This window comes from Acinetobacter sp. 243_ASPC (assembly GCF_001054715.1).
Lineage (GTDB): Bacteria > Pseudomonadota > Gammaproteobacteria > Pseudomonadales > Moraxellaceae > Acinetobacter > Acinetobacter soli.
In genome coordinates this window covers 1-26,523 of sequence record NZ_JVOR01000142.1, presented here as the reverse complement: position 1 = coordinate 26,523, position 26,523 = coordinate 1, and the positions used below count along the sequence as shown (strand labels likewise).

The window sequence follows — 26,523 nt, the reverse complement described above, 5'->3', positions numbered from 1 at the left end:
CTGACCAACAGCCTATTTTTATGGTTGTTTCTTAGAACCCTGTACTTCAGTTTGATCCAGATTGATTGCACATATTATGATGTGCCGACTCACCATATCTAAAAAGAACTATTTGCTATGAGATCGAATCCATCATTGCTAAAAGGACTTAGCCTACTGAGTTTAAGCCTCACCCTCTTACTCAGTGGTTGCCAAGTGGTGAGCGTAAAGCAGCAAGCGTTAAATATTACTATTGCCAATGAGCGCAATAGTATTCTGATGCAAGATGCATTGAGTGAGGCGAGTCTGAATGTCTTGTCGATGTCGGGCCGAGAAGCAAATGTTTGTACAAACGACCCCGATGCATGTATTGCAGAGCTCAAAACTATTTCACAAATTGGTGAAGAGCAATTTCTGTCTGCCGCAAGCGAAATTTATCTGGCTAAATCGATGCAACTTGAACGCTCGTCGGATTGTAAAACACCTTCTTCAACAGCTAAATCAAATACAAAACTAAATTTGTCGAATCAGGAAAATAACTGTTTAGATCGTCAAATGAATATGCTCGATAAAAGCATTCGCTATAGTTATGCCTATTTATTTTTGACACAAAGAAAACCGCAAGATCGAATATTCGATAACCGCCAAGTTCAAATTCGAGATTTTTATAATCAAGCCATTGCGAAACAAGTGACGTTGTATGGTCTTCGCAATCCACAAAAACAAGTACAAACCCAGATTCAACTCGGTGACAATACTTACCGTATTAATTTTAATGATTTTCCACAACTTGCAAAGCAACCTCTTGAGAAGTTTATTTCGAGTTATAACCTGAACTTTTCAGGGCTTCGCACAATTAATCGCCGAGATGGTTTTGGATCAGAGTTTGTTGCAGTTTTCCCGCCATCAAATCGTAAAGAATCTTCAAAATATATTGTCGACCCGCTACATTACAACTTTAAGAGTGGACAAAATCCAAATATTCACGACGCGCGCTATCTGGCAGTTACACTTGTGGTCGAGCCTCAGATCAAGCCCAAGAATGTCGACCAGATTTTAAATAATCCTCAATTTGTGATTAAAGTTTATGATCCGTACAATACTGAAAATATTAAGGTCGCGGGGAAAAGCTACCCCTTAGCAGCAAATTTTTCGGCACCTTATGGTTTATGGCTGGCGGAAAATAATCTTGGAATTTTGGCTTATTTAAGCTTATTGGATCGCGATCAACGTTTAAGCATGCCGCATCTGTATAAGCTCGAACCGTATAATCCCAATAAAAAAATTATTGTATTGGTACATGGATTGGCCAGTAGCCCTGAGGCATGGATTGGGCTCACCAACGATATTATGGGTGATCGTGTACTACGCGAGCATTATCAAGTCTGGCAAATTTTTTACTCGACCAATATGCCAATTTTGGAAAGCCGTTATCAAATTTATGCGTTGTTACAGCAGGCATTTGATGGACTTGACCCTCAAGATGCAGCAGACCACAATGCGGTACTGATTGGTCATAGTATGGGAGGCATTATTAGCCGATTACTGGTGAGTAAGGCTGATTTATCAGATAAAGCCTTTAAGATGCTAAATACCAATCAACGTCAACGGTTTAAGCGAGATCAAAATGTTTTGAACCGCTTTAAAATTCAACCCATTGAAAATTTTGACCGCGCAATTTTTATGTCTGCACCTCACCGGGGTACAGATTATGCAGACCGATGGTTTACTTTAGCAGCACGTAAAATTATTCGCCTGCCCAGCTCTTTTTTAGGCGCACTGACCGACACCCTCACCAACGATGCGACCGATCAGGCCAAGGACCTAACCAATGGCATCAACGGTGGACTCATTCAAAATGGTCCAAGTGATTTAAGCCACAAATCTAAATTTATTGCACTGACTAAAGATGTTGTGCCACCAAAAGGCTACGTGTTTCACTCAATTATGGGCAACATCACTAAAAGTCAGGAACCTGATCAAATTACAGATGGTATCGTTCCGTATAGCAGCGCCCATCTTGACGGCGCTGTATCTGAAAAAATTATTAAAGGCGGGCATTCAATTCAGGAAACACCAGAAGCATTGCTTGAGTTACGTCGGATTCTGCGCTTGCACCTTCAGCAGCATCAAATCAAGTAATTACGCGGTTTTAGATTGCAGTTTGTAGCACTCATCAAGTGCCAATGCATAGTATTCAAGTCCTTCTTTTGCAGCAAGAAAAGCTTTTTGCTGCAATTCTGGTTGATCTGCACACAATCGCTTGATGAGTTCCATGGCTTCATAGGGATGTAAATCATCGTAATGCGCATGCGCACGTAGCCATGCCAGAGAACGTTTATTGATATTCACTTCTGGGTGATCAATATATGCATGTATACCTTTATAGACCTGAACTGACCAATCACCTGTCGCCCATTCAATCGCCAGATTGGTTGCTGCAAGGCACTCAGCTAAAGAACCCGTGGTATTGGTATGCCATAAAAAATGATTGACTGCATTCATGGCGACTGGGGGACGAACTTGATTGAGTTGATCAATGCTCAAACCAAAGCCTCCTGCCCAGTCTTGATACCAATTTAGGTGTCGTTCTTCCACTTTAATGTTTTGAATCAGCCAATTGCGGGTTTCAGTCACACCCTGAGCAGAAAAATCAATCGCTTTAGACAACCCCAGCGCCATGTAAGAAGGAAAATGCGCGACCAAAGGATAAAAATTAAGCAAGGCCGAACGAAAGCAGTCCAGACTCAATTGTCCGCTGGCCATGTTTTGAAATAAAGGATGCTGGCTTACGCGATCTTTATACGGAATGAGTTCGTCCCAAAATTGCTGAGCCCATGGACTATGCGACGTTATTTCTAAAGCTGTTCCTTTTGTATAAGCACTCATTCTTAAAATCCTGTTACTGTTTCGTCCAGTGAACTCATTTATGCTGCATTGATAATACAATATACAATTTAGAAAAATACTGTATTTTTTATCACTTTTCTAGACGTCTTCAAATCATTTGTGTGAATTAAATCTCATTTTAATTGACTATTTTTTATAATTATTAAGCGATATTTAAATAAAGATCAATTTTTATAATAATGTGATTTAATACACAATTTATCAAATTATAATGAATTAATATTATTTAAAATGATGACCAATTATCATTTTTAAATCATTCACATTTATATTTCACATTTTTACAAATAAATCATTATTTTAATAACGTGTTGTTTTATAAAGTTTTATATAAAAAATAGATATTACTTTTCATCCTTAAAATTTCAACGTATGATAATTATGACTTGAATACAATATTTAAATCCAAATCACTTTTAAAAAAATATTTTGAGATTGCGTTAAGACAGTGAGATCTGCCGATGAAGTTACAAGGCTCAAATATTTTAAGTCAGGAGCAGATAGACTTACTTTTATCGCGTGGCTTAAATTTTGTCTGGTTTCCTAAAACACTTGAACAAGTTTATCGCACTCAATATCGACAAGCAGCTGCCCATGAGTTTCGTTTTCGTGCACCGATTATTCTCATTTTATATAGTTTACTCAGCTTTGGTATTTTTCAGGTTCTTCCACAATCTGAAATTAAACTCTGGCTGATTAATTATGCTTGGGTTGGTGTAATTATTACCAGTGCCTGGCTGCTCTCTTTTTTTAAATCGTTTGATAAATGGTTCGATTACTATGTTTGCCTCGGTTCGACTGCCGCTGTTGCCATCACATTTACGCTCATTAATATTCTAGAAGGCGGTCAAAACAATGCCTTACTGCATGCATCAATGATGTATGCCGTGATTATTATTTACGGCTTTGTTGGTCTTCGTTTTTATACTGCCCTGTTTGCAGGTTGGGTCGGTGGGTTAATTGGTTTTACGATTAGTATTAATTCAAACATCTCGATTGATTGGACTTACTTAAATCGCACGTATACCTTTAGCAGCTTCTTAGGTATGGCGCTGGCCTACTTTACCGATCGTCAGCATCGTGAAAATTTTTTAAGTGACTGCGTTATTGAACTCAATCGGCTCAAACTGGTTAAACAGGCCGAATTACTGGAAACACTTTCACAGCAAGATTCACTCACTGGCTTAGCCAACAGACGATATCTAGATGAAGTGCTTGAAAAAGAATGGCGCCGTGCGGTTCGACACAGTATGCCCATCACCATCATGATGATCGATCTGGATTTTTTTAAATCGTATAATGATTCGTTGGGGCATATCAAAGGCGACGAATGTTTACGTGAAATTGCCAAGGCCTTAACGTCACTCACTTCACGAAGTGGCGATTTAGCTGCACGTTATGGCGGTGAAGAATTTCTATTGTTGTTTCCAATGACCAATGAATCTGAAGCACTCATTCAGGTCAAACGCCTCATGAATGTAATTCGTAAGATCGATATTCAACATCCCTCAAGCGATATTTCGTCTCAGGTGACTTTAAGTGTTGGGGTCGCGACCATGATTCCGCAAGTTGATGACAGTATTTCATCATTTGTCTCTCGCGCAGATCATGCACTGTACACGGCAAAAAGTAAGGGTCGTAACCAGTATCAGATTGCCAATATTCATGTGTCGGTAGAGATGAATTATTCTTCATCGAGAGCTTAATTGTTCGTTTTTATATGATCTGTCATTTGCATAAAAACCATCCAATTTAAAACGCTATCACACATAACTCATGCTATTAAAGGTGAAATCGAGTAAATTATATGGCTTTAACGCGATAACTTTTTACGACTTGATGACTAAACCTAGAATTAAACTTGAACTTCCTAACAATGCAGATAAATTGCTTCTGCATTCCTGCTGCGCACCGTGTTCAGGCGAAGTGATGGAAACGCTACTTGAATCGGGTATCGATTATTCGATCTTTTTTTATAATCCTAACATTCATCCTGTTAAGGAATATCTGATTCGTAAAGAGGAAAATATTCGATTTGCCGAGAAACACAATATTCCCTTTATCGACTGTGACTATGACACCGACAACTGGTTTGCCCGTGCCAAAGGCATGGAAAATGAACCTGAAAAAGGGATACGCTGCACCATGTGCTTCGATATGCGTTTTGAACGTACCGCCCTGTATGCGCATGAAAATGGATTTAAAGTGATTAGCAGCTCGCTCGGTATTTCCCGCTGGAAAGACATGAATCAGATTAATGACTGTGGTGTTCGCGCTGCCTCACATTATCCTGAAATTACTTATTGGGATTACAACTGGCGTAAAAATGGCGGTGCAACGCGAATGTTAGAGATTAGCAAACGCGAAGAATTTTACCAGCAGGAATACTGTGGTTGTGTGTATTCATTACGCGATACCAATCGCTGGCGGATGAGTCAGGGACGTGATCGGATTAAGCTCGGTGTTAAATTTTATTCTGCGACTGATCCTGAATAATACTTTAACAAATTAGGTAAAACAAAAAGACTCGATGCAATGAAGCTCGAGTCTTTTTGTTTACAGCAGTCATGACGTCACCAAACTCAGTGCGTTCGTGACTCACCTTGCTGATGTAAAAAATCCTGAATCATCTCAATTACAACATCGGGTTTTTCTGCATGCAGCCAGTGGCCTACACCATCAATACTTTGGATATCTGCTTGCGGGAACTGTGCTGTAATTGGATCGTGATACTCGGACAGGACGTATTCTGATAATCCACCACGAATCAACAACATCGGTTTATTCCATGGCTGAATTTGACGCCAACCTGCAATATGAGAATACTGCTGTTTGATCGCATCGACATTAAAAAGCCAGTGGCCTTGATTAAACGATTTCAGCAAAAACATAATCACGCCATCTTCATGAATATATTGCTTCATGATTTCGGTGGCTTGTTTACGGCTCAGCTCGTGCGGTTCAGCACGAACAGCGTTCAGTGCATTTAAAATAGCCTGATGACGATGCCCTTCATAAGCCACGGGACTCACATCAAGTACAATCAGATGCGCAATACGTTCTGGATATAATCCAGCAATTTTCATGGCGACTTTTCCGCCCATTGAATGACCAATCACGGAAAACTCAGCAATACCCAGTTCATCCAGTGTATCGATCACGTCCTGCGCCATAATTTCATAGTTTATTTCGGCACTGTGTGGAGAAGCCCCATGGTTGCGTAAATCGAGCTGGATAATTTTATGATTGGTATTTAATGCCCGCGCAATCACCCCTAAATTTGACAAACTACCAAATAAACCGTGCAACAGCACAAGAGGTGCATTGGTTGTGGCATGATCTGATTCAACAATGTGGCTGTTTAATATCATAAAGATTTCCATATATTTATCGCTATACCAATAAGACTAGCTCGGCTGACCAACTGGATTCAAGCATCAACTACATATCCGCATCAAATAAAAAAGCCCTCCGTAGAGAGCTGTTGTTTTTTACAGCACTTATTAGGATGCGAGCGCCATTTGCTCTGCACGAACCTGTATTTTTTTGACGGCTTGACGTGCCTCAAAGGCTAGCTCATGCAAATCTAGATCGGGAATCTGATTATTTTGCATTACGATTTTACCGCCAATCAGCATATACCGAATATTGGCTTGTCCGGCACTTGTTACCGGGCCAATGGCAAGATCGTGTAATCCCATGTATCGAGGATCATTGAGGTTATAAATCACCAGATCGGCCTGTTGACCAATCTCAAGTGTTCCAATGTTGGGAAGCCCGAGTACCTGTGCACCGCCTTGCGTACCCCAGCGGATCACATCTTCGATGGTTGCAGCGTCTGCACCGCCTTCAAAAGTACCTCCTGCATATTTAGGTTGTGCCAGCATTCCTTTTCGGGCACGCTGTAGCATCCATGCTGCATGTGTTTCAGACAACATATCGGCAGCCTCATTGGATGCTGCACCATCTACGCCGATTGAAATGGCCATCCCTGCGGCTTCAAGCGTGACCAGATCGGCGATACCACTACCCAGTCGGGCATTACTTTGTGGGCAATGTGCTATTCCGGTTTTACTTTGCCCCAAAATCTTGATTTCTTCGGGTAAGAGCTTGACTAAATGTGCAAACCAGACATCCTCACCTACCCAGTCATGCTCGGCACAAAACTGTACTGGTGTTGAATTAAATTTGGCTTTTGCCGCATCCAGATAATCAACGGTTTCAGAGAGATGTGAATGTAAACGAATGCCCAAATGGCGAGCGAGTTTTGCACTTTCTCGAAGTTGCTGCGGTGTAGTTGAGTGGAGTGCCGTGGTGGGCGCCATCACAATTCGTCTATAGGCATCGGGCTGGGCTTGATGATAGCGCTGTACCAAGCGCTCAACATCGTACATGATGTGTTCAAATTTTTCAGGTCGAAGCGCCTGTGGCAACTCAGCTTCAAGCCCTCTGGTGAGTGTGCCACCGCCTCGACAAAGTACAAATCGCATGCCTAGCCGATCCGCTTCGTCAAATAAAATTTCGGCGCCATCAAAGGGCATGTCTGGCCAGTATAGATAATGATGATCGGCCACTGTGCCAGAGCCTGACTGGAGCAATTCAATTAAGCCAATTCGGCTTGCGAGTCGAAAGGTATCTTCATCAAATGCACCACGAAAACGATAAGGTGTTGCCGCGAGCCAAGGCGTCAGATTTTGATTTAATCCCTGCGGTTCACCTTTAAGCAAAGACTGAAATAAATGGTGATGGGTATTCACCCACGCTGGATACACCACACCATCTTGCGCATCTAAAACAGTTTCATCTGAATGGGCCCTTAAATGTCCTATCTCGGTAATCACGCCATTTGAAATGCGGATTGAAGTTGCAGAAGATCGTGCTTGTTGATTGGCTTGTCCGGTCATGATGGCATGTATATTTTTAATCAGATAATTCATTAGACTTGCTCGCTTTCATGCCATTTGTTCAAGAAGATACGGCTGAGCAGTGACGTCAGCATAAATAGAATCAGTCCCGTACAGGTAATTAAAAATAATGCGGCAAACATCAATGGCAAATCGAGCTGGAATCCGGCTTGTAAAATCTGATAGGCCAATCCGGCACTGCTGCCCCCTGTACCCGCAACAAATTCGGAAACTACCGCACCGATCAGCGCCAAGCCACTTGAGATACGGAGCCCGCCAAAAAAATAGGGCAATGCATTGGGTACACGCAGCTTGAGCAGTACCTGCCAACGTGAAGCTTTATTGATTTGAAACAGATGTAACAGCCCAGCATTGACACTACGTAGCCCCAACGTGGTATTGGTTAAAATCGGGAAAATCGCGACCAGCATGGCACAAACGACTAAAGCCAATGTAGTATTATGAATCCAAATAATTACCAAAGGTGCAATGGCTACAATTGGCGTAACTTGAAATAAAATGGCATACGGCATAAAGCACGCCTCAATCACCCGGCTTTGTACAAACAAAAATGCAATCAAAGTCCCAATTAGCACGGCGCAGACAAACGCCAGCAATGTAATTTTTAAGGTGATCCATAAACTACCGAACAGTAAATCTGCTTGTGCAACCAAAGCATGAGCAATATCGGATGGTTTGGGAATAAGATAAATCGGAACGTTCATTTGCTGAAGCGCAATTTGCCACACCAGCAGCAGCAACACACCCAGTGTTAACGGCGCCAAGAGCCGACGTACTTGTGGATGTTCGATTAATGGCTTAACCATGGTGATGCCCTCCACTTGCTTGTTCCAAAATATTGGATAGTTCTGCACACTGCGTCATAAATCGTTCTGAAGCTCTAAAGTGGTCATCACGCTGTGCCGGCCCTTCAATCGCAATATCCGCCACAATACGCCCCGGACGAGCTCCCATCACAATTACTCGGGAAGATAAAAATACGGCTTCATAAATGCTGTGTGTGACAAATACGACCGTCAGATCTCGCTCTGCCCATAATGTACGGATATCTTGATCTAGGCGGTGCCGCGTAAATTCATCTAAGGCACCAAAGGGTTCATCCATGAGTAATAAATCAGGTTCTGTCACCAAAGCTCTGGCCAAAGAAGCACGCATCTGCATGCCTCCAGAAAGCTCTTTTGGATAAGATGCAGCAAAATTATCTAATCCAACCGATGTTAAAGCTGCTTGTACTTTAGGCTGACTGATTTTTTTAGGTACATGACGTAGATCGAGTGGAAGCCGAACATTCTCTGCAATATTGGCCCACGGCATGAGAGTGGCCTCTTGGAACACCATGGCCATTTTGCACTGAGACTGTAGATCTGTTTTACCATGCCAGCGTACTTGCCCTGCGCTGGGTTTTTCAAGATCTGCAAACATCTTTAAAAGTGTACTTTTACCACAGCCCGAGGGCCCTAAAAGCGACACGATTTCACCACGCTGAATATCGACATCGAGGCGTTGAAGCGCATGTGTGCCGTTTGGATAAACTTTTTCTACACCACGCGCCATCAGCATTGGTGCTACAGTATTTTGTGGCTCTGGATTTTGAGAGACGAAGACGGCTGAATTCATGTTAGGTTCCCCCTATTATTGTTTTGCTTATGTTTCTACCTCAATGAGATATTTAGTTTTTATTGGATTTCGGCTGTATAAACTGTAAGGTATATGCCGATTTCCACTGAGTCTGGGGCTTAAGTAACTTGGACTGCACCATGAAATCTCGTGTTTTACTCCAGCGGACATCGGTCATGACGCCTATCCCCATGGTTTTAGCATCTCCACCCTCAATTAAACCCAAGCTTTTCATTTGCGCGACACCAAATGCCATCAATGCATCATCCATATTCCGATTTTCTTTTTTAATGAGGGCATTGCCTGGTGCAGGATTTTTCAGATAGCTTTTCCAACCTTCCATTGAGGCTTTGACAAAGCGTTGTAAAACCTCTGGCTTGGTTTGAATCAGATCATTTCGGGTGACCAAAATACCGCCATAGGCTGGATAGCCGTCTTTGGCAAACAAGAAAAATTTACTCGATGGTTCTGCTTTTTTGGCTTGTAGCACCTCAGAGGTGGCATAAGCTTGTTGTACAACATTTTTATCGGCTAAAAATGGCTGCATATTAAAAGTATATGGGCGGGCTTGAGCATTGTTGAGATTATATTTGCCACGTAACCATGGCCACCAGCTGGCTTGCCCACTGGTTGAGACTAAAATGGTTTTGCCTTTAAGATCGGACAGTGATTTTACATCGGCATGGGTAATCAGTCCTTGTGGATCGACTTGAAATGGCGCAGCAATCGCTTTAATGGGGAAACCACTTTCAATGCCTTTGAGCACCTGTAAATCATAGTTAATAATCACATCGGCACGCTTGGCCAAAAGCAGTGTCATGTTATTGATTTGCGGGCCACCTACCTTGATGGTGACATCTAAACCATACTTTTTATAAATGCCTTCAGCTAAAGCCTGATAATAACCACCCTGTTCGGCCTGTGCGTACCATGTGGTTTGTAAGACGAGTTTATCGTTGGCTTGAGCAGATGTAAGAAATAGAAGTGATGCGGCAACGACAGCCAAACGCGATTTGCCTAAACCATGATATTTGTTCATGATGAACGCCCTGATGAATAGGTGAAAGCCATAACAGCTATTCATACAAAGGGAGAATGGAGTATACCTGTGTGATCATTCATACTCTCAAGACAGCATAAAAATCTGTCTTGTCCCCCTAAGAGGAACAGCCTGCGCTGTAGAGCAATGTCCCATGCGAATGATCGCACTAACCGCTTATACTCAGGTTCTGATTAAGCAAGAGCTATGCCAACAAAAAGAGCACCATATCGGCTCTAAAACTGGCTCAAAATTTGTATGCGAAATAGGATCACATGAAACATCTGCCCTAAACTTGCGCACAAAAGCAGCATATGAATGCATCTAACTGTCTTGATGAGTATTTGGGCTAGATGTTTTGAAGGAAAACGAGTAAAACTCAAAAAATGGCATAATACCAATGAATCTTTCGTTCAATTATTTTCTTGAATCTCAAAGCTCTATGAAATCGACTGCACTCGTTAAACGCTCTAGTTCTCAAGTGACCGATCAAGCGGTTGAAATTATTCATGAGCGGATTCAAAACGGAATCTATCCAGTGGGGTCAGCTTTGCCCTCGCAACGCGAATTGTCTTCGGAACTTGGCATTAGCCGTGCGTCGCTCAGAGAAGCACTCACGCGTTTGGCTGCCTTAGGTTTGCTCAACATTATGGCGGGTAAAGGTGCATATGTGACTGCGCTTGAAAGCCAGCCAGTCGAGCAATGGAATATCCAGTTTAAAATTTCACTTAAAGATTTTTATCAGCTTCGTTATATTTTAGAAGGCTTTAGCGCACTTCTGGCCTGTGAATATATCTCTGATCATGATATCGAAACCCTCAACCAGCATTTTCAGCAACTTAAAGCTGCAATTGAAGCACATCACTGGACTGAAGCTGCCGAGCATGACTTTTTATTTCATCAGCTCATCATTGGATTGAGCAATAATCAATCCATTATTCAAAGCTTAAAAAATCAAACTGACTGGATGAAACAAAGCCAGATCCTGCCGTTTGTACAACCCAATCTGGCCTATAAAACTGTTCAAGAACACGAACAGATTTTACAGGCACTCAGTCAACGCAATGCCGCTGGCGCTGAAAAAGCCATGCGCTTACATATTGTGGGTGCTGCGCAACGTGCCGGTGTGTATTTTTCGAGTCATTCTATTTAACATAACGCTGTTCAACGGTTTCAAACATGGTGCAGTCATTCATTCATACACGCACCATTGCAACGCATCTGATCACATATCTTGAGCTTTTACAGATTTGGGTGTGCTCGAAGCCCATTTTTTTGTATTAATTCTTGATATTTGAATTCTCAAATAATGAATATATGAATCAAATATAAGCTGAATTCAACATATTATGAGTCTGCTCGGCGCACCTAAATGAGCAAAAAATGCGCATCATGCTTTTAAAATGAGCATGTCTATTTCAGGCGGGTGCATATCTATATCTGATCACGATAGCGAATAGTTGATTTCATTATGATTATTTTACAGCGCTGCATGCCTGAGCATACAACGCTGACCGATCTTTCTTAGAAATTCCAGCTCAATGACAATGTTGCTTTGAGTGGTTCACCAGGTTGTACCCAGTAATTGGTATAACTTGAAACGTAATAGTCTTTATCAAACAGGTTGTCGATATTGAGCTGGGCACGTAAATCTGGACGGAGCTTGATATATGCCCCGACATTTACGGTCGTAAATTTAGGTAAACTGGTGCCATTGTCTATGTAATTGGCGCTTCGTTTGCCATAATAATTGATATTGCCCGTAACACCAGCATCTTTCCCCCACGCACTAAATTGATAATCCGCACTTAAATTTGCCGTATGCTTAGGAATATTTTTTAGGCGTGCACCTTTGGCTTCGACTTCACTTTCGACCACCGAAGCATCGGTATAGGTGTAGTTTGCATTAAGGCGTAAATGCTCAGAGACCTGATGCTGTAGCTCAAACTCAAGACCATGGCTTTGCACGCGGCCACTGTCCACATAAGTGTCTGTAATCCCTTCGGTAAGTAAATGTCGTTTATCGAGATCAAAATACGTGAATCCCAGCCAGCTTTGTGGCAGATATTCATATTTAGTACCGACTTCCCAACTGGTGGTTTTTTCAGGATCATACAGTTCATTATTTTTATTTAATCCCGTATTTAGCTCAAATGATTTCCCCCAGTTGCTATAAAAAGATAAGTGATCGGTAGGCTTGAAGTTAATACCAGCACGCGGCGTAAACGGCGAGAAGGCCTGCTTGCTTTGTGTATTGCTACGATAATCTGCAATTTGCTGCTCTAGTCGGTTAAAGCGTCCACCCAGCAATATATTCCACTGATCATTCAGGAAAATCTGATCTTGCAGATTGAATCCCAGCATATCCTGAGTTTCTTTACTGTTTTTGGTTACTCGCGTGAGTGGCAATACATTTACACCATATACAGGCTGGTAAATATTGATCGTACTTGAAGCACCCACTGCACTTCTGCGCTGAAGCTGATCGATGGTGTAATGCCCTGCTTCAACATTAGCCACCAGCTCGTGCTTGATCGTTCCTGTGTTCAATTTCCCACGTAAAATTGCCTGAAATTGCGTGGTTTCGGTATCAAACCACCGATAGCGACGAAAGCGATTTGCAGTTTGTCCATCGGCTGCAATCGATGAAATTTCAGTTGAAGTTCCTTCGCGCTCACCCTGCTCATGACTTAACGCGGTGGTCAGGTTCCAGTCGTCATTGAATTGATGATTCAGACGCAGTTGATACATCTGGTCGTTGATTTTGATATCGCCATCACTTGGTTCGCCTAAAAAGGTTTTTTTATTGACCACAAATTGACCGTTGACCATCGGTACGCCACGGTCAAACACGCCTTGATTTTTGGCAAATTCTGTATCCAGATTTAACTGAGTACGATCTGAAATTTTCCAAGCCAACTGTGGTGCAATATAATAATGCTGGCTATCGATCTGATCTCTAAAACTTTGATTGTTTTCATAAGCGAGCCCCAGTCTGTACGCAAGCTGATCATTGATTGCGCCAGTAGTATCGAGTGCTGTCCGGTATTCTTCAAGTGTACTGCCACTTAAGGTCAATTCACTCTTACGTTGCCATTCGGGCTGTTTGGTGGTGATGTTCATAATCCCCCCAATTGCGCCTTGGCCATACATGGCAGCCATTGGCCCCTTCAGAAAATCAATCGACTGGATGTTGACCATATCGCGTGGCGCATGGATACCACTTAAAGAGCTTAAGCCGTTACGCATGTAAATCGTGCCCATGTTTGGGTCGGTACTAAAGCCGCGAAACGAGTAATTGTCCCAAAAGCCACCGCCATAACTGTCTTGATAAACCACGCCATTAACCAAGGCCAATGCATCGCTCACGCGCTGAATATTATGGTTTTTGATATCTTGTTCGGACACATGCGATTTGGTGAACGGCACATCAATCAGATCGTGATTAAACTGGGTAATTGCCTGAGAAGATGCATGACGCTCATCTTGCTTTTCTGCGGTTAGCGTCAAGGTTGAAAGCTGCGCAGTTTGAACTTGATTTCCTGTTTCAGCCGCCAAAGCCACCGATACCATTGAACACTGGGCAAGTAAAATACTCCACGCAAGTGGATGAACATAAAATTTAGACATAGTAAAACTCTGTAAGACAAAAATTGGACAAAAATGTCGGAATTTAGATCAAAACAGGATTTACAGGCGGGGCTCGACCTTGCGGGCAAAGAAAGAGACGGCGCAGGCAAAAGAGAATATATGCCATCGCCGATAAGAAAATCAGTTTAAAAACCTGACCGATCTCGATCAGCGTGATGTCCGGTGTCAGCGTAGGTGCAATATGATGAAACAGATGACAAAAATGACAATCCAGAGTTGGATGCATCGAATGCTGATGATCCGCTTTGAAATCGCTATGTAATGAAATTGCAGACGATTTGACAGCAGACATTGTGGTATGCGATGCATCATGATGCATTGCACTGTGCTCAGTCATCTGCATAATTTCCACGCAGACCGGATTTTGCTGCATCGATACAGGCAATAGCGCTTGCCAGAATACAAGATTCTGCAACAAGATCACCAAAAGGCCAAAGGCCACACCCAATTTATGCATCGCAAAAAAATTAATACCTAAGCGCGGCGAAAATAGCATAATTTTTAAAAAAACACACCTTCTAGTACAGGCGACAGATATAAAAAAAGCATGGAATCAGTAGATACCATGCCTTTGGGTTTCACTTAAATGTGGTTAGTCTTCGTTCACGCGCGCAAACTCTTCTTCGGGCGTTCCTTTCACCAGATGGAAGCGGCTATACAAAATAAAGTACAGAATAAAAGCCACATAAATCATTGCGGTGAGCAACCATACTTTCGGATTGACCATTAACCCAGCCACTACTGCAATTGCAGCCAGAACCAATGCAATACTTGAAGTAACCACACCACCCGGCGTTTTATACGGACGTGCAAGGTTTGGATGTGAAATCCGCAATTTGATATGTGACAGCATCATGAGCACATAAGAGATGGTTGCACCAAAGACAGCCATTAAAATCAGTAAATCACCTTCATGAGTCAATGACATCAAAAAGCCAATGATCCCTGGAATAATAATCGCAAGAAAAGGTGCTTTGTTTTTGTTGGTCAAGGAGAAGCTTTTTGGTAAATATCCGGCACGTGAAAGTGCAAAAATCTGACGCGAATACGCATAAATAATCGAAAAGAAGCTCGCTACAAGCCCAGCCAATCCAACAAAATTAACAAAACTGGCCAACCATGTATGCTGCCCATACACCGCAATCAAGGCATCAACCAAAGGTGCACCTGAGGCTTTTAACGCATCTGACCCCGCAGCACCAGCACTTAAAAACAAAATCAATAGCGCAAATGCCGCCAAAATCAGCATCGAACCAATGAGGCCACGCGGCAAAGAACGAACTGGATCTTTGGCTTCTTCTGCCGCCAGTGGAACGCCCTCCACAGCTAAAAAGAACCAAATGGCATAGGGTACTGCTGCCCAAATTCCTAAATAACCGAGTGGTAAAAATGCACTGGCCCCTATGTTATTGCTGACTGCAATATCAAACAATTTACCGCTTTCAAAATGCGTAATCATGGCCACAATAAATACCAGTAAAGCCACACAGGCAATTGCGGTAATGATGAACATGATTTTAAGGGCTTCTCCTGCACCTTTAAGATGAATACCCATAAAGACCAGATAGCACAGTAAGTAAACGCTCCAGCCACCAATCCCAAACAGTGACTCACAATATGAACCAATAAAGACCGCAATCGCCGCAGGTGCAATGGCATATTCAATTAAAATAGCGGTTCCGGTGAGGTAGCCTCCTAATGGGCCAAACGCGACACGAGCAAAACTGTAGCCACCACCTGCGGTAGGCAACATGGTCGACATTTCAGACATAGACAAACTCATGCACAGGTACATTAAGGCGACAATGACCGTGGCAATAAATAAACCGCCCCAGCCGCCCTGAGCCAGACCGAAGTTCCACCCCGCAAAGTCTCCAGATATCACATAAGAGACTCCTAAACCCACCAATAATAACCAGCCCACTGCACCCTTTTTGAGCTGGCGTTTTGCAAAATAATCAACATCACGAGTTGCGCCATTGTCTAGGCTTAATTCTGAATCTTTCATTGTATTCAATCACTCTATTGATCCAACCGACTTCATTCATGTTGCGTAAAAGCCCATTTCAAAACTTGACCGCAAATTGTGAGCAAGGTCATTTGAAGTCAAGTTGATTCATTTTTTCTTTTATAAGATCAGGCCAATCGGTACTTACGATGTATCTAAAATTAGAGTGAAGGAGTCGAATCATGACGGTCGAACAAAACGAATTTTTAAGCTCAGTTCAGCTTCAAATTCTTGCAGAACAAGCCATCAAGCAATATCCAAACGAATATCAAGGTTCAGTTAAACTCCTGTGTCAGTCAGAAAATGCCACTTTTTTAGTGACCACAGCGCAGGCAAAATACGCACTTAGAATCCATCGACCGAATTATCATCACTTGCAAGATATCGAAAGTGAGCTGGCGTGGTTAGATGCGCTTAATCAAAGTGGAATCGAAGTTCCACTGGCGATTGCCGATCAGGATGGTCAACGTGTGATCACCCTGAAACTGGCCGAAGGCATTTCGCGCTACGCAGTGCTTTTCAATTGGGTCAATGGCAGCATGCCCACCACCGATGTCGATCCGACCGCTTTTCAACAACTGGGACAAATTACCGCCGCACTACATCAACACAGTAAAAGCTGGAAACGCCCAGAACACTTTAATCGAATTGTGTGGAATCATGACACCATGGTCGGTGCTCAAGGCCATTGGGGCAACTGGAAACATGCACCGCATTTAGATCAAGCCGACCACGCTGTGGTGGAAGAAGCGATTGCACGTATTTCAACTGAACTATGCCAGTACGGTGCCGGTGAAGATCGCTATGGTCTGATTCATGCCGATTTAAGACTCACCAACTTACTACTGCAAGATCAACAAATTGGTGTGATTGACTTTGACGACTGCGGTATGAGCTGGTTTATGCATGATCTGGCTGCCGCGATTAGTTTTAATGAACATTTAGATGCTGCACCGCAATGGGTAGAGCACTGGCTAACAGGTTATGAAAAAACAGGTCATGTTCAAAATCATGATTACGTCATGATTCCTACATTTATTATGCAACGTCGCATTCAAATGATGGCGTGGAATGGTTCACATGCACATACCGAAATGGCGCTTAGCTTAGGCGATCAGTGGTCGAATGAAACCGTGCGCTTATGTAAGAAGTACTTAAATGGTGAAATGCCAGTCGGACGTAGCAACGCTTAAGTAAAACAAAGCACTTGTTCACTTTATCTGTTTTTTAATTGAGTTGTATTTCGTAATTTGGGGCTAAATTAGATATGAAAAGAAACATGCATTTACTCGGAATTGGAGCTTTAATCGCAGGTGTTTTAGCTTTGGGAGGCTGTGCCCAAATGCCAAAGCACGATACACAGGTGTTGGCATCCGCGATCAAGCAGGAGTATCTGGCACAAGGTCGCTGGGATGCGTTTAATCGCGATCAGCTCAATCAATTAATTGCACAATACGGCAAAGACAGTCCTAACTATAATCCGTTAAAACGGCCCTATATTGTGACTGATTTTGACAATACCTCGGTTTTTTTAGATATTGAGGAAGCGACATTAATCTATCAGCTTCAACAATTGGCTTTTGCCGTAACGCCAGAACAACTCAATACGATTATTCGTAAAGGCATTAGTCCGCAAAGTTTTGTTGCGGATTACAATAACAGCCAAGGTCAAGCAGTTAATATCGACAAGATTGCACCCGATATTGTGCAAAGCTATGCATGGCTATATACGCACTATTCAGGCTTAAAAGGCAATCAATCCTTAGCGCAAATCCAAACGAGCCCGCACTATCAAAACTTTATCAGCAAAATGCGTTATTTGTATGCGGCTATTGGAGATACTTTCGATCATGATGTGTCTTATCCATGGGTAACCTATTTATTTGCCGGAATGACCGAAGCAGAAGTACGTGATTTGGTTCAAAAAACAGTTGCTTGGCAAAAATCTCAGCCCATTGGCCCGGTGACATGGACATCCCCAGCTGATTTAAAAGGTCAGGCCGGTGTGGTCAGTGTAACGTGGGAAAATGGTTTACGCCCTTATGCCGAAATGCAGGACTTATTTCAGGCATTTCAAAATAACGGCATCGATGTTTATGTGTGTTCGGCTTCATATATCGATGTGATTAAGGAAATTATTTCTAATCCCAATGTGGGCTTTAACATTCCAGACAGCCATGCTTATGCCATGGAACTTGAGCGAGATTCACAAGGACGCATTTTGCCTGAATTTCGTAAAGGATATGATCAGACCCAAGGCAAAGGCAAAACGCGCACAATTGAAAAATTTTTGGTATCTAAATATGGTTATGGGCCGCTCTTCATTGCTGGCGACAGCGAAGGCGATCAAAACATGATGCAGGATTTCACAGATACGAAAAAGGTGCTGATTGTAAATCGTCTGCGTAAACCCACCACAGATATTGGGAAGTTTTCAGCTTTGGCTGTTCAAAGCTATGGACAGAGTAATCCGAAATTTTTACTACAAGGCCGTGATGCAAACACAGGACAATTTACAGGGTCAATCAACAGTATCAGTTATGGATCGAGCACACCAAAAGCATTGAAATCTCAATAAATCCAATCCACTGAGTTACGTTTTAACCTGTGCTTGATCAATTCAAGCGCAGGTTTTTTAATTTTAGCCGTACATATAAAAACTACGCTATAGCTGGTATGCATCTTGCTTCATCTCTTTTATATATCGGTATTAAGTGAGATCTTCACATGTTTCAGATGAATACGGCACAACTATTGGGCACCAGCATGTGCAATCAGGGCGTGTTGTCAGCAGCTGCATCAGGCTTGAGTGATTTCATTAGCAGCAAAGGTGCAGACGTCGATCGTGTCTTTGGTATCAGTGGTATCAATCCCGAGTTACTGGCCAGTCCGACATTAAGTTTACAACTTCCCAATTACTGTCATGTATTAGAACAGGCCGCTGAACTTTCAGGATGTGACAATTTCGGTTTGCATTATGGTCAGCAATTTCAGCCCAAATCATTAGGTCTGATTGGCTACATCGGACTATGCTCTGCAACGCTTGAAAGCGCATTAGTCAATATGACCAATCACTTTTATTTGCACCAGAAAGACACGCTGAACCGCATGGTCGATTTAGGAGATTGCTGGCGCTTAGACTATCAGGTGCATCATGGTGCGATCTTAACCCGACGTCAAGATGCCGAATTGACCTTGGGCATGTTTATGAATGTGATTCGTGGCGTGCTGGGCGGGCATTATTCACCACGTGAAATTCATTTTGAGCATACGCGGCCTGAGTTTTGGCAAGAACATAGCAAATTGTTTAACGCACCTGTTTATTTTGATCAGCCATTCAACTCAATTTTACTGTCAAAAAAAGATTTGCAGCACCCGATGCCCAATCATGATCCGCTGCTATTAACCGTAATTCTAGATACTCTTCGCTTGCTCAATACCCATATACACAGACAAAGCCTAACCGATCAAGTGCGCTCACATATTCAAATTGAGCTGAACACAGGTGAACCTAATCTGGAAAAAATTGCACACGATTTGGATTTGAGCAGCTGTGCACTCACCCGTCGGCTTAAACTTGAAGGATTAACCTTTAGTTCACTGGTCGATAAAGTGCGTTGTGAGCTTGCAGAGCATTACATGAAACAAAAAAATATCCCGATTTCCGAAATGGCATTTTTATTGGGCTACTCAGAGGTGAGTGCATTTTCTCGTGCATTTAAGCGCTGGTTTGGTGTTAATCCAAGACAATGGCGTAACTAATACAACCGGAACACGCAATTAAGCGGTTCCGGCTATTTGTTGATTGATTCGATTTAAAACCCTTCAAGCACAATTTTGCCTTTGGCTTTACCACCTTCAATCAGGCTATGCACCTCTTTGAGATTTTCGGCATTGATCTTGCCATAGACCTCAGTCAATGTGGATTGAATGACGCCATCATCGACCAGTTTGGCCACTGCATTTAACAGTTCACGCTGCTGTGCAATATCTTCCGTTTGATACATTGAGCGGGTATACATAAACTCCCAATGTAAAGAGATCGATTTGGTTTTGAGTGGGCTGATACTCAGTTCGGCTGGATCATCAATCAGGCCCAAACGCCCCTGAGGTGCGGTTAATGCAGCAATCTGCTCCATATATTGATCGGTATAATTGGTAGAAAAAACATAACTAGGTGCCTTTAAACCCAGTTCATCCATTTGCGCCTTAAGTGGTTTTGAATGATCAATTACGTAATCCGCTCCGAGCTGTTTCACCCACGCTTGTGTCTCAGCGCGTGATGCTGTCGCAATAACTTTCAAATCTGATTTTGCTTTAAGTAATTGTATCGTGATTGAGCCAACACCGCCTGCCCCACCAATAATTAGGATACTTCGGTCTCCACCTGATACTGGATCTTCAATTTTTAAACGGTCAAACAACATTTCCCATGCAGTGATGGTGGTCAGAGGCATAGCAGCCGCTTCTGCAAAAGAAAGGCGTTTCGGTTTATGCCCCACAATGCGCGCATCGACCAATTGAAACTGTGCATTACTGCCCGGACGGGTTAAATCACCTGCATACCAGACTTCATCGCCTACTTTAAATTCGGTGACTTCGTCGCCTACACTGACCACAACGCCAGCTGCATCCCAACCTAAAATTTTCCACTGCCCTGCTTCTGCTGCTGCACGTTTGCGAACTTTGGTATCAACCGGATTCACTGAAATCGCTTTTACCTCGACCAGAATATCTTTACCGCGCGCCACGGGCTGCTCGATCTCGATATCCACCAATGCATCTGGGCGTGTAATCTCACCTTGTTCTTTATAGCCTACCGCTTTCATCTTGACGTTCCTCACTTGTATTGCGTGGTAGCATACCTTAAGCTTAATCACTGTATATACAGACAAATTTCGCACATAGTGTCAAAAAGGATACTGTTATGAGTAAGGTAAAACATTCACGCTTTAATTGTAATCCGGGCTGCTCGGTCGAGGCTGCGATTGGCCTACTCGACGGTAAATGGAAAAGTTTAATCTTATGGAATTTACTTACCGAAAAAATATTACGTTTTAATGAGCTAAAGCGCCGTATTCCAAATGTAACTCAGCGTATGCTCACCAATCAGCTTCGCGAGCTTGAACAAGACGGACTCATTATTCGAACGGTTTACCCACAAGTGCCGCCTAAGGTTGAGTATCAGCTTTCTGCGCTGGGCCAAACCTTAAAGCCTATTTTAGTTGCTTTAAAAGAATGGGGCGATCAGCATATCGATTTGTATGGAAAACCACATCAAAGTGAAACTGAGCAGCATAATGAGCGTGAGCAGCACACAGAAATTACAGCTCAGGCAGGATAAAAAAGCCTTATCGAGTGATAAGGCTTAAAGATTAGCTGAGTTTTAATCTTTGAGTTTACGAATAGATTGATCGAGTGCGCTAACCAACCAGTCGATATCGTGTTCCTGAAATGCCAGCGGTGGACGTAATTTCAGTACATTGCCATATGGGCCAGCAACCGAAGTCAATACGCGGTGAGTATTACGTAATTCTTCAATCAGATTCAGTGCCAAGGCTTTATCTGGCGATTTACTGTCACGATCTTTCACCAGTTCAAATCCGATAAACAAGCCCGCACCGCGTACATCGCCCACACATTCATGTATATCCATGAGTTTGCTAAGTTCGGCCTGAAGTTTAGCACCCACATATTTGCTGTGTGCTTGTAAGTCTGCATCATGAATTACCTTGAGAACAGCTTGAGCTGCCGCCATCGATACTGGGTTTCCACCGAAAGTATTGAAATATGGAATATTATCGCTAAATGCTGCCAATACATCGCTTTTGGCAAGTAGACCAGATACCGGGATTCCATTGCCCATCGGTTTACCTGTGGTAATAATATCTGGCACTACACCATGGCGACCGAATCCCCAAAATGAGTCTCCAGTACGTGCAAACCCAGGTTGTACTTCATCGGCAATAAATATTCCGCCATTGGCATGAACCACATCTACTGCTTTTTTCAAAAATCCAACCGGATTTGGCATTACACCATCTGAAGAGAAAATTGAATCTGCCAGAAAGCCTGCAAACTTAATACCGTTGGCGTTCATGTCATCGATTTGCTGTTGAATTTGCGCTGCAAACCAATCACCTAAATCATTTGCTGCAATTCGGTATGCATCCGGTGCAGGAACCAAACGAGTTGTAGCTGCCAAAGCCTGACCAGAACCTAATGCAGGAGAACAGCCTGAAGTTAACTCACTGGTGCCGTGATAAGCTTCTTGCGAAACAATGATACCTGTTCCGCCACTATATTCACGGGCAATTCGAATGGCCAAATCATTGGCTTCAGAACCTGTACACATATACATGGCACGGTCAATTTCGCTTGGTGTTGTTTTTAAAAGCTCTTCGGTGTAATTCAGAATATTTTCATGCAAATAGCGTGTATGTGTGTTGAGCATTTTCATCTGCTCATTCACTGCCTCAATGACAGCAGGATGACAATGCCCAATACTGGCTACATTATTGTATACATCGAGATATTTATGGCCCGCAGCATCCCAAAGATACTGTCCTTGCCCTTTTACCAAATGCACAGGATTACGATAAAATAATCGATAAGACTCACCGAGCACTTGGCTACGTTTATCTGTTAATTTTCGGGTTTCAGCATCCAGTGCGGCTGCATGTTCTGCGCGGAAACTATTGGTATCCATGATGGTTGAACGTGTAACCATGAATGACTCCTGTATTTAAATAATTCAAAATGGCACACTTGAAATCGAATCAAATCGGGCCATGTTCTTTCGAATGTATATATCGCTGTTTGACTTATATTGTTCAAGTTTGAGAAAAGAAACTTGACACTAAAGCGCGAAAGTTGTCATTTGATGTCAAATTAGCGAATTCAATGTATGGCTTGATTGTTATATACAAAAAAACGCCACGTGCATGAACGCGCGGCGTTTTGAAAATTCATAGATAAAGGTTTAAAACCTCTATCAGTCAAAAAGATCAAATCAATTGAAGCGCTTCATTACTGCTTCGACTGCATGATTAAATGCCTGTGGCTGTTCCACATTCGAAATATGCGATGCCTCCAGCACTTCAAGTGTTGAATGTACAATGTGCTCACATAAAAACTGACCATCGGCCACTGTAGTCACTGGATCTTGTGCACCAGCAATCACCAGTACCGGTATGCTTATACGTTGCAGTTGAGGGCGCACATCGGCCTCTGCCAACGCTTCACAGCAACTGGCATAGCCTTCGGGACTACCTTGAGCTAAATCATGACTCAGCTTTTCTACAATTTCTGGTGAGTCTTCAATAAAGCCTGGCGTAAACCAGCGTGTTGCCGCAGTTTGAGCAACCGGCGTTAACCCTTGCTCACGCACCAATTGCGCACGTGCTTGCCAAGCCTGAACTTCTCCAATTTTTGCTGCGGTGTTGGCTACAATCACCTGATTAAAACGCTCAGGAAAATGTATTGCCAGCCATTGTCCAGTTAACCCACCCATCGAAATTCCACAAAACGTAGCTTGAGGAATTTGCAAATGATCAAGCAATGCAATTACATCGGTACCTAGCTGATCAATGCGATAAGGGCCAACAGGTGTCGATGATGCACCATGACCACGCGTGTCGTAGCAAATGACAAAATACTTGTCCTGAAAATACGCTACCTGTTGTTGCCACATACTCAGGTTGGTACCCAACGAATTTGAAAAGATCAGTGCAGGACGATCCGCCTGACCGAATGTTGCATAATTGAGAGCAACATCCTGCGCCGTTGGTGTGTCTATAAAGTGAAATACTGGCATATTTATTCCTTAAACCCGCTCAATAATGAGCGCAATTCCCTGACCCACGCCGATACACATCGAACACAGCGCATACTTACCGCCCGACTGTTCCAGCTGGTTTAATGCCGTCGTCACCAGACGCGCACCAGATGCACCCAATGGATGACCCAGTGCAATTGCACCGCCATTCGGATTCACCCGTGCATCGTCATCTGCCAGTCCTAAGTCTCGGGTACAGGCCAGTGCCTGTGCAGCAAAGGCTTCGTTCAGCTCAATCACATCCATCTGATCAAGCGTCAGATTGGCCTGCTTGAGCAGCTTTTTGATCGCCGGTGCCGGTGCGAAGCCCATGATGCGCGGCTCGATGCCCACCGTGGTGGAGGCAATGATCTTGGCACGTGCTTTAAGCTGGTATTGTGCAACCGCTTCGTCTGATGCAATCAGAACTGCCGCTGCACCGTCGTTGATGCCTGACGCATTACCCGCTGTCACGCTACCTTCCGGCTTGACCACGCCTTTTAGCTTGGCTAGTCCCTCTAGTGTCGTTGAGGCACGTGGATGCTCATCGGTGTCGATCACCACCGGCTCTCCTTTGCGCTGTGGAATCGTGACAGGCACGATTTCTTTTGCAAAGTAGCCTTTGGCCTGTGCCGCCGCGGTGCGTTGCTGGCTGGTGTAGGCAAACTGGTCTTGGTCTTCACGCTGGATGCCAAACTGCTCGGCCACATTTTCTGCGGTTTGCGGCATGGTATCCACACCATACATGGCTTTGAGCTTCGGATTGATGAAGCGCCAGCCCATGGTGGTGTCTTCTATCTTCTGGGTGCGTCCAAACGCCCCTTCTGATTTCCCCATCACATACGGTGCGCGGCTCATGCTTTCGACACCCCCTGCAATGATCAGATGGGCTTCGCCTGCTTTGATCGCACGTGCTGCCATGGCGATTGCATCCAGAGATGAGCCACACAGGCGGTTGACCGTCGTTGCCGGTACTTCGACCGGTAGACCTGCCAGCAGTGCCGACATACGGCCAACGTTACGGTTGTCTCCTCCTGCCTGATTGGCACAGCCGTAGATCACGTCATCGACCTGTGCCCAGTTCACGCTTGGGTTGCGTTCGATCAGGGCAGCAATCGGAATTGCACCGAGGTCATCCGCACGTACTGCTGCCAATCCGCCTGCATAGCGGCCAAACGGGGTGCGGATCGCATCGACGATGTATGCATGTTTCATATTCGGTTATCCTTAGCCTTGTGTCGCATCGATCAGTGTTGCACCGGTCAGGCGTTGTAGTTCTTCAAAGCTTAAGCCTTCGACTTTCTCGATCACTTTCAGTCCTTCTGGCACCACATCAATGATGCACAGGTCGGTGTAGATCCGGTCGACACATTTCTGGCCCGTGGCTGGATACGTCAGTTCAGCGACAATCTTCGGCTCACCTTTTTTGGTGACATGATCGGTGGTTACAAAGACTTTTTTTGCCCCAACCGCAAGATCCATGGCTCCACCGACCGACGGTATGGCATCCGGTGCACCGGTGTGCCAGTTGGCCAGGTCTCCATTGGCGGCGATCTGGAATGCGCCTAATACGCAGATATCCAGGTGTCCACCGCGCATCATGGCGAAGGAGTCGCCATGGTGAAAGAAGCAACCGCCTTCGAGCATGGTTACGTATTCTTTGCCTGCGTTGATCAGTTCCGGATCTTCTTCGCCAGCCGCTGGTGGTGGGCCAAAGGCCAGCAGTCCGTTTTCTGAATGTAGAAATACGTCTTTGTCGGCAGGCAGATAGCTGGCAATCTTGGTCGGCAGGCCAATCCCTAGATTGACATAGGAGCCTTCCGGAATATCTTGGGCAACGCGCTGGGCGATCTGGTCACGGGTCAGTTTGTGATAACTCATCTCGATCTCCTTATGGTGCAGCGCTTGCTGGGGTAGATTGGACTGGTACAACGTGTTGAACAAAGATGCCTGGGGTCACCACATTTTCTGGGTCGAGTTCTCCTAGTGCCACCACTTCGCTCACTTGTGCGATGGTTACGTTGGCGGCCATGGCCATGATCGGGCCGAAGTTTCGTGCTGATTTGCGATAGACCAGATTGCCCCAGCGGTCGCCCTTGTAGGCTTTGATCAGGGCAAAGTCGGCCTTGATCGGGTTTTCCAGTACGTAGTCTTTGCCATCAAAGTTCAGGGTAGGTTTACCTTCTGCGAGTAAGGTGCCAAAACCGGTTGGGGTGTAGATCGGCCCTAAGCCCATCCCCGCGGCCTGTATGCGGCAGGCCAGATTGCCCTGCGGCACGATTTCAAGTTCAATTTTGCCCGCACGGTATAGCTCGTCAAATACGTAGGAGTCGGCCTGACGTGGGAAGGAACAGATGATCTTTTTAACTGCGCCAGTTTTTAGCAGCTTGGCCAGTCCATAGTCTCCATTGCCGGCGTTGTTGCTGACGATGGTCAGGTTCTTGCGACCTAGTTCAATCAGTCCGTCAATCAGCTCGGCGGGTTGGCCGGCTGTTCCAAAACCACCAATCAGGATGGTGGCACCGTCGTGGATCTGGGAGAGCGCTTCCGTTAGGGTCGCTGCACTTTTATCTATCAT

At 44.0% G+C, this 26,523-nt stretch carries 23 protein-coding genes; 8 read left to right on the top strand and 15 right to left on the bottom strand.

Going from position 1 to position 26,523, the window contains the following annotated elements:
• The first annotated feature begins 117 nt into the window (after nt 1-117).
• Complete coding sequence (locus ADA42_RS17625; protein WP_048766565.1) at nt 118-2,121, top strand: esterase/lipase family protein; 2,004 nt, start codon at nt 118-120, stop codon at nt 2,119-2,121.
• Here ADA42_RS17625 and ADA42_RS17620 read toward each other — a convergent pair whose 3' ends face one another.
• Nucleotides 2,122-2,868, bottom strand: coding sequence for a TenA family transcriptional regulator (locus ADA42_RS17620; RefSeq protein ID WP_004937044.1), 747 nt, complete (start codon nt 2,866-2,868; stop codon nt 2,122-2,124). It abuts the gene before it with no gap.
• Nucleotides 2,869-3,350: 482 nt separating this feature from the next.
• Here ADA42_RS17620 and ADA42_RS17615 point away from each other — a divergent pair, with 482 nt between their 5' ends.
• Both ADA42_RS17615 and ADA42_RS17610 read left to right on the top strand, forming a co-directional pair.
• On the top strand, nt 3,351-4,595 hold the full coding sequence (locus tag ADA42_RS17615; RefSeq protein ID WP_004946783.1) for a GGDEF domain-containing protein: 1,245 nt from the start codon (nt 3,351-3,353) through the stop codon (nt 4,593-4,595).
• Between the two features lie 133 nt (nt 4,596-4,728).
• The gene (locus tag ADA42_RS17610; RefSeq protein ID WP_025095936.1) at nt 4,729-5,385 is read left to right on the top strand and encodes an epoxyqueuosine reductase QueH; all 657 of its coding nucleotides are present in this window, start codon (nt 4,729-4,731) and stop codon (nt 5,383-5,385) included.
• A gap of 86 nt (nt 5,386-5,471) precedes the next feature.
• Here ADA42_RS17610 and ADA42_RS17605 read toward each other — a convergent pair whose 3' ends face one another.
• The 5 genes from ADA42_RS17605 to ADA42_RS17585 form a co-directional block, all read right to left on the bottom strand.
• A complete protein-coding gene (locus ADA42_RS17605) occupies nt 5,472-6,260 on the bottom strand; it encodes an alpha/beta fold hydrolase (protein ID WP_048766563.1) in 789 nt (262 codons plus the stop codon).
• 132 nt (nt 6,261-6,392) lie between these two features.
• Nucleotides 6,393-7,826 (bottom strand): amidohydrolase family protein, encoded by a 1,434-nt coding sequence (locus ADA42_RS17600; RefSeq protein ID WP_048766561.1) that lies wholly within the window; start codon nt 7,824-7,826, stop codon nt 6,393-6,395.
• Nucleotides 7,826-8,620 (bottom strand): ABC transporter permease, encoded by a 795-nt coding sequence (locus ADA42_RS17595; protein ID WP_048766560.1) that lies wholly within the window; start codon nt 8,618-8,620, stop codon nt 7,826-7,828. The genes ADA42_RS17600 and ADA42_RS17595 overlap by 1 nt, the downstream gene beginning before the upstream one ends.
• A complete protein-coding gene (locus ADA42_RS17590) occupies nt 8,613-9,431 on the bottom strand; it encodes an ABC transporter ATP-binding protein (RefSeq protein WP_048766558.1) in 819 nt (272 codons plus the stop codon). The genes ADA42_RS17595 and ADA42_RS17590 overlap by 8 nt, the downstream gene beginning before the upstream one ends.
• Before the next feature lie 52 nt (nt 9,432-9,483).
• The gene (locus ADA42_RS17585; RefSeq protein ID WP_048766557.1) at nt 9,484-10,470 is read right to left on the bottom strand and encodes an ABC transporter substrate-binding protein; all 987 of its coding nucleotides are present in this window, start codon (nt 10,468-10,470) and stop codon (nt 9,484-9,486) included.
• Nucleotides 10,471-10,912: 442 nt separating this feature from the next.
• Between ADA42_RS17585 and ADA42_RS17580 the strand changes: the two genes are divergently transcribed.
• The gene (locus tag ADA42_RS17580) at nt 10,913-11,623 is read left to right on the top strand and encodes a FadR/GntR family transcriptional regulator (RefSeq protein ID WP_025095931.1); all 711 of its coding nucleotides are present in this window, start codon (nt 10,913-10,915) and stop codon (nt 11,621-11,623) included.
• A gap of 371 nt (nt 11,624-11,994) precedes the next feature.
• On the opposite strand, the gene ADA42_RS17575 is transcribed toward ADA42_RS17580, so the two are convergent.
• From ADA42_RS17575 to eat, 3 genes are all read right to left on the bottom strand, one after another.
• A complete protein-coding gene (locus ADA42_RS17575; RefSeq protein WP_048766554.1) occupies nt 11,995-14,100 on the bottom strand; it encodes a TonB-dependent receptor in 2,106 nt (701 codons plus the stop codon).
• Nucleotides 14,101-14,143: 43 nt separating this feature from the next.
• Nucleotides 14,144-14,578, bottom strand: coding sequence for a hypothetical protein (locus tag ADA42_RS17570; RefSeq protein WP_414629818.1), 435 nt, complete (start codon nt 14,576-14,578; stop codon nt 14,144-14,146).
• Nucleotides 14,579-14,713: 135 nt separating this feature from the next.
• Nucleotides 14,714-16,129, bottom strand: coding sequence for an ethanolamine permease (gene eat, locus ADA42_RS17565; protein ID WP_048766551.1), 1,416 nt, complete (start codon nt 16,127-16,129; stop codon nt 14,714-14,716).
• 182 nt (nt 16,130-16,311) lie between these two features.
• Here eat and ADA42_RS17560 point away from each other — a divergent pair, with 182 nt between their 5' ends.
• The 3 genes from ADA42_RS17560 (at nt 16,312) to qhpR (ending at nt 19,891) form a co-directional block, all read left to right on the top strand.
• Entirely contained in the window at nt 16,312-17,322 is a 1,011-nt protein-coding gene (locus ADA42_RS17560; protein WP_048766549.1) for a phosphotransferase enzyme family protein, read from the top strand.
• Nucleotides 17,323-17,471: 149 nt separating this feature from the next.
• The gene (locus ADA42_RS17555; RefSeq protein ID WP_241485713.1) at nt 17,472-18,707 is read left to right on the top strand and encodes a haloacid dehalogenase-like hydrolase; all 1,236 of its coding nucleotides are present in this window, start codon (nt 17,472-17,474) and stop codon (nt 18,705-18,707) included.
• Nucleotides 18,708-18,856: 149 nt separating this feature from the next.
• A complete protein-coding gene (gene qhpR / locus ADA42_RS17550; RefSeq protein ID WP_048766546.1) occupies nt 18,857-19,891 on the top strand; it encodes an AraC-like transcriptional regulator QhpR in 1,035 nt (344 codons plus the stop codon).
• Nucleotides 19,892-19,944: 53 nt separating this feature from the next.
• Here the strand turns inward: qhpR and ADA42_RS17545 are convergent, their stop codons facing one another.
• A complete protein-coding gene (locus ADA42_RS17545) occupies nt 19,945-20,958 on the bottom strand; it encodes a zinc-binding alcohol dehydrogenase family protein (RefSeq protein WP_048766544.1) in 1,014 nt (337 codons plus the stop codon).
• 98 nt (nt 20,959-21,056) lie between these two features.
• Here ADA42_RS17545 and ADA42_RS17540 point away from each other — a divergent pair, with 98 nt between their 5' ends.
• Nucleotides 21,057-21,473, top strand: a complete 417-nt coding sequence (locus tag ADA42_RS17540) for a winged helix-turn-helix transcriptional regulator (protein WP_004925426.1) — start codon at nt 21,057-21,059, stop codon at nt 21,471-21,473.
• 42 nt (nt 21,474-21,515) lie between these two features.
• Here the strand turns inward: ADA42_RS17540 and ADA42_RS17535 are convergent, their stop codons facing one another.
• The 5 genes from ADA42_RS17535 to ADA42_RS17515 form a co-directional block, all read right to left on the bottom strand.
• A complete protein-coding gene (locus ADA42_RS17535; protein WP_048766542.1) occupies nt 21,516-22,859 on the bottom strand; it encodes an aspartate aminotransferase family protein in 1,344 nt (447 codons plus the stop codon).
• 282 nt (nt 22,860-23,141) lie between these two features.
• Nucleotides 23,142-23,927 carry a 3-oxoadipate enol-lactonase gene (pcaD, locus tag ADA42_RS17530; protein WP_409449509.1) on the bottom strand — a complete coding sequence of 262 codons (786 nt, stop codon included), beginning with the start codon at nt 23,925-23,927 and terminating at the stop codon, nt 23,142-23,144.
• 27 nt (nt 23,928-23,954) lie between these two features.
• Nucleotides 23,955-25,160, bottom strand: a complete 1,206-nt coding sequence (pcaF, locus tag ADA42_RS17525; protein WP_048766541.1) for a 3-oxoadipyl-CoA thiolase — start codon at nt 25,158-25,160, stop codon at nt 23,955-23,957.
• A 12-nt stretch (nt 25,161-25,172) separates the two neighbouring features.
• On the bottom strand, nt 25,173-25,826 hold the full coding sequence (gene catJ / locus ADA42_RS17520; RefSeq protein ID WP_004925445.1) for a 3-oxoadipate CoA-transferase subunit B CatJ: 654 nt from the start codon (nt 25,824-25,826) through the stop codon (nt 25,173-25,175).
• Nucleotides 25,827-25,836: 10 nt separating this feature from the next.
• Complete coding sequence (locus ADA42_RS17515; RefSeq protein WP_004925451.1) at nt 25,837-26,523, bottom strand: 3-oxoacid CoA-transferase subunit A; 687 nt, start codon at nt 26,521-26,523, stop codon at nt 25,837-25,839.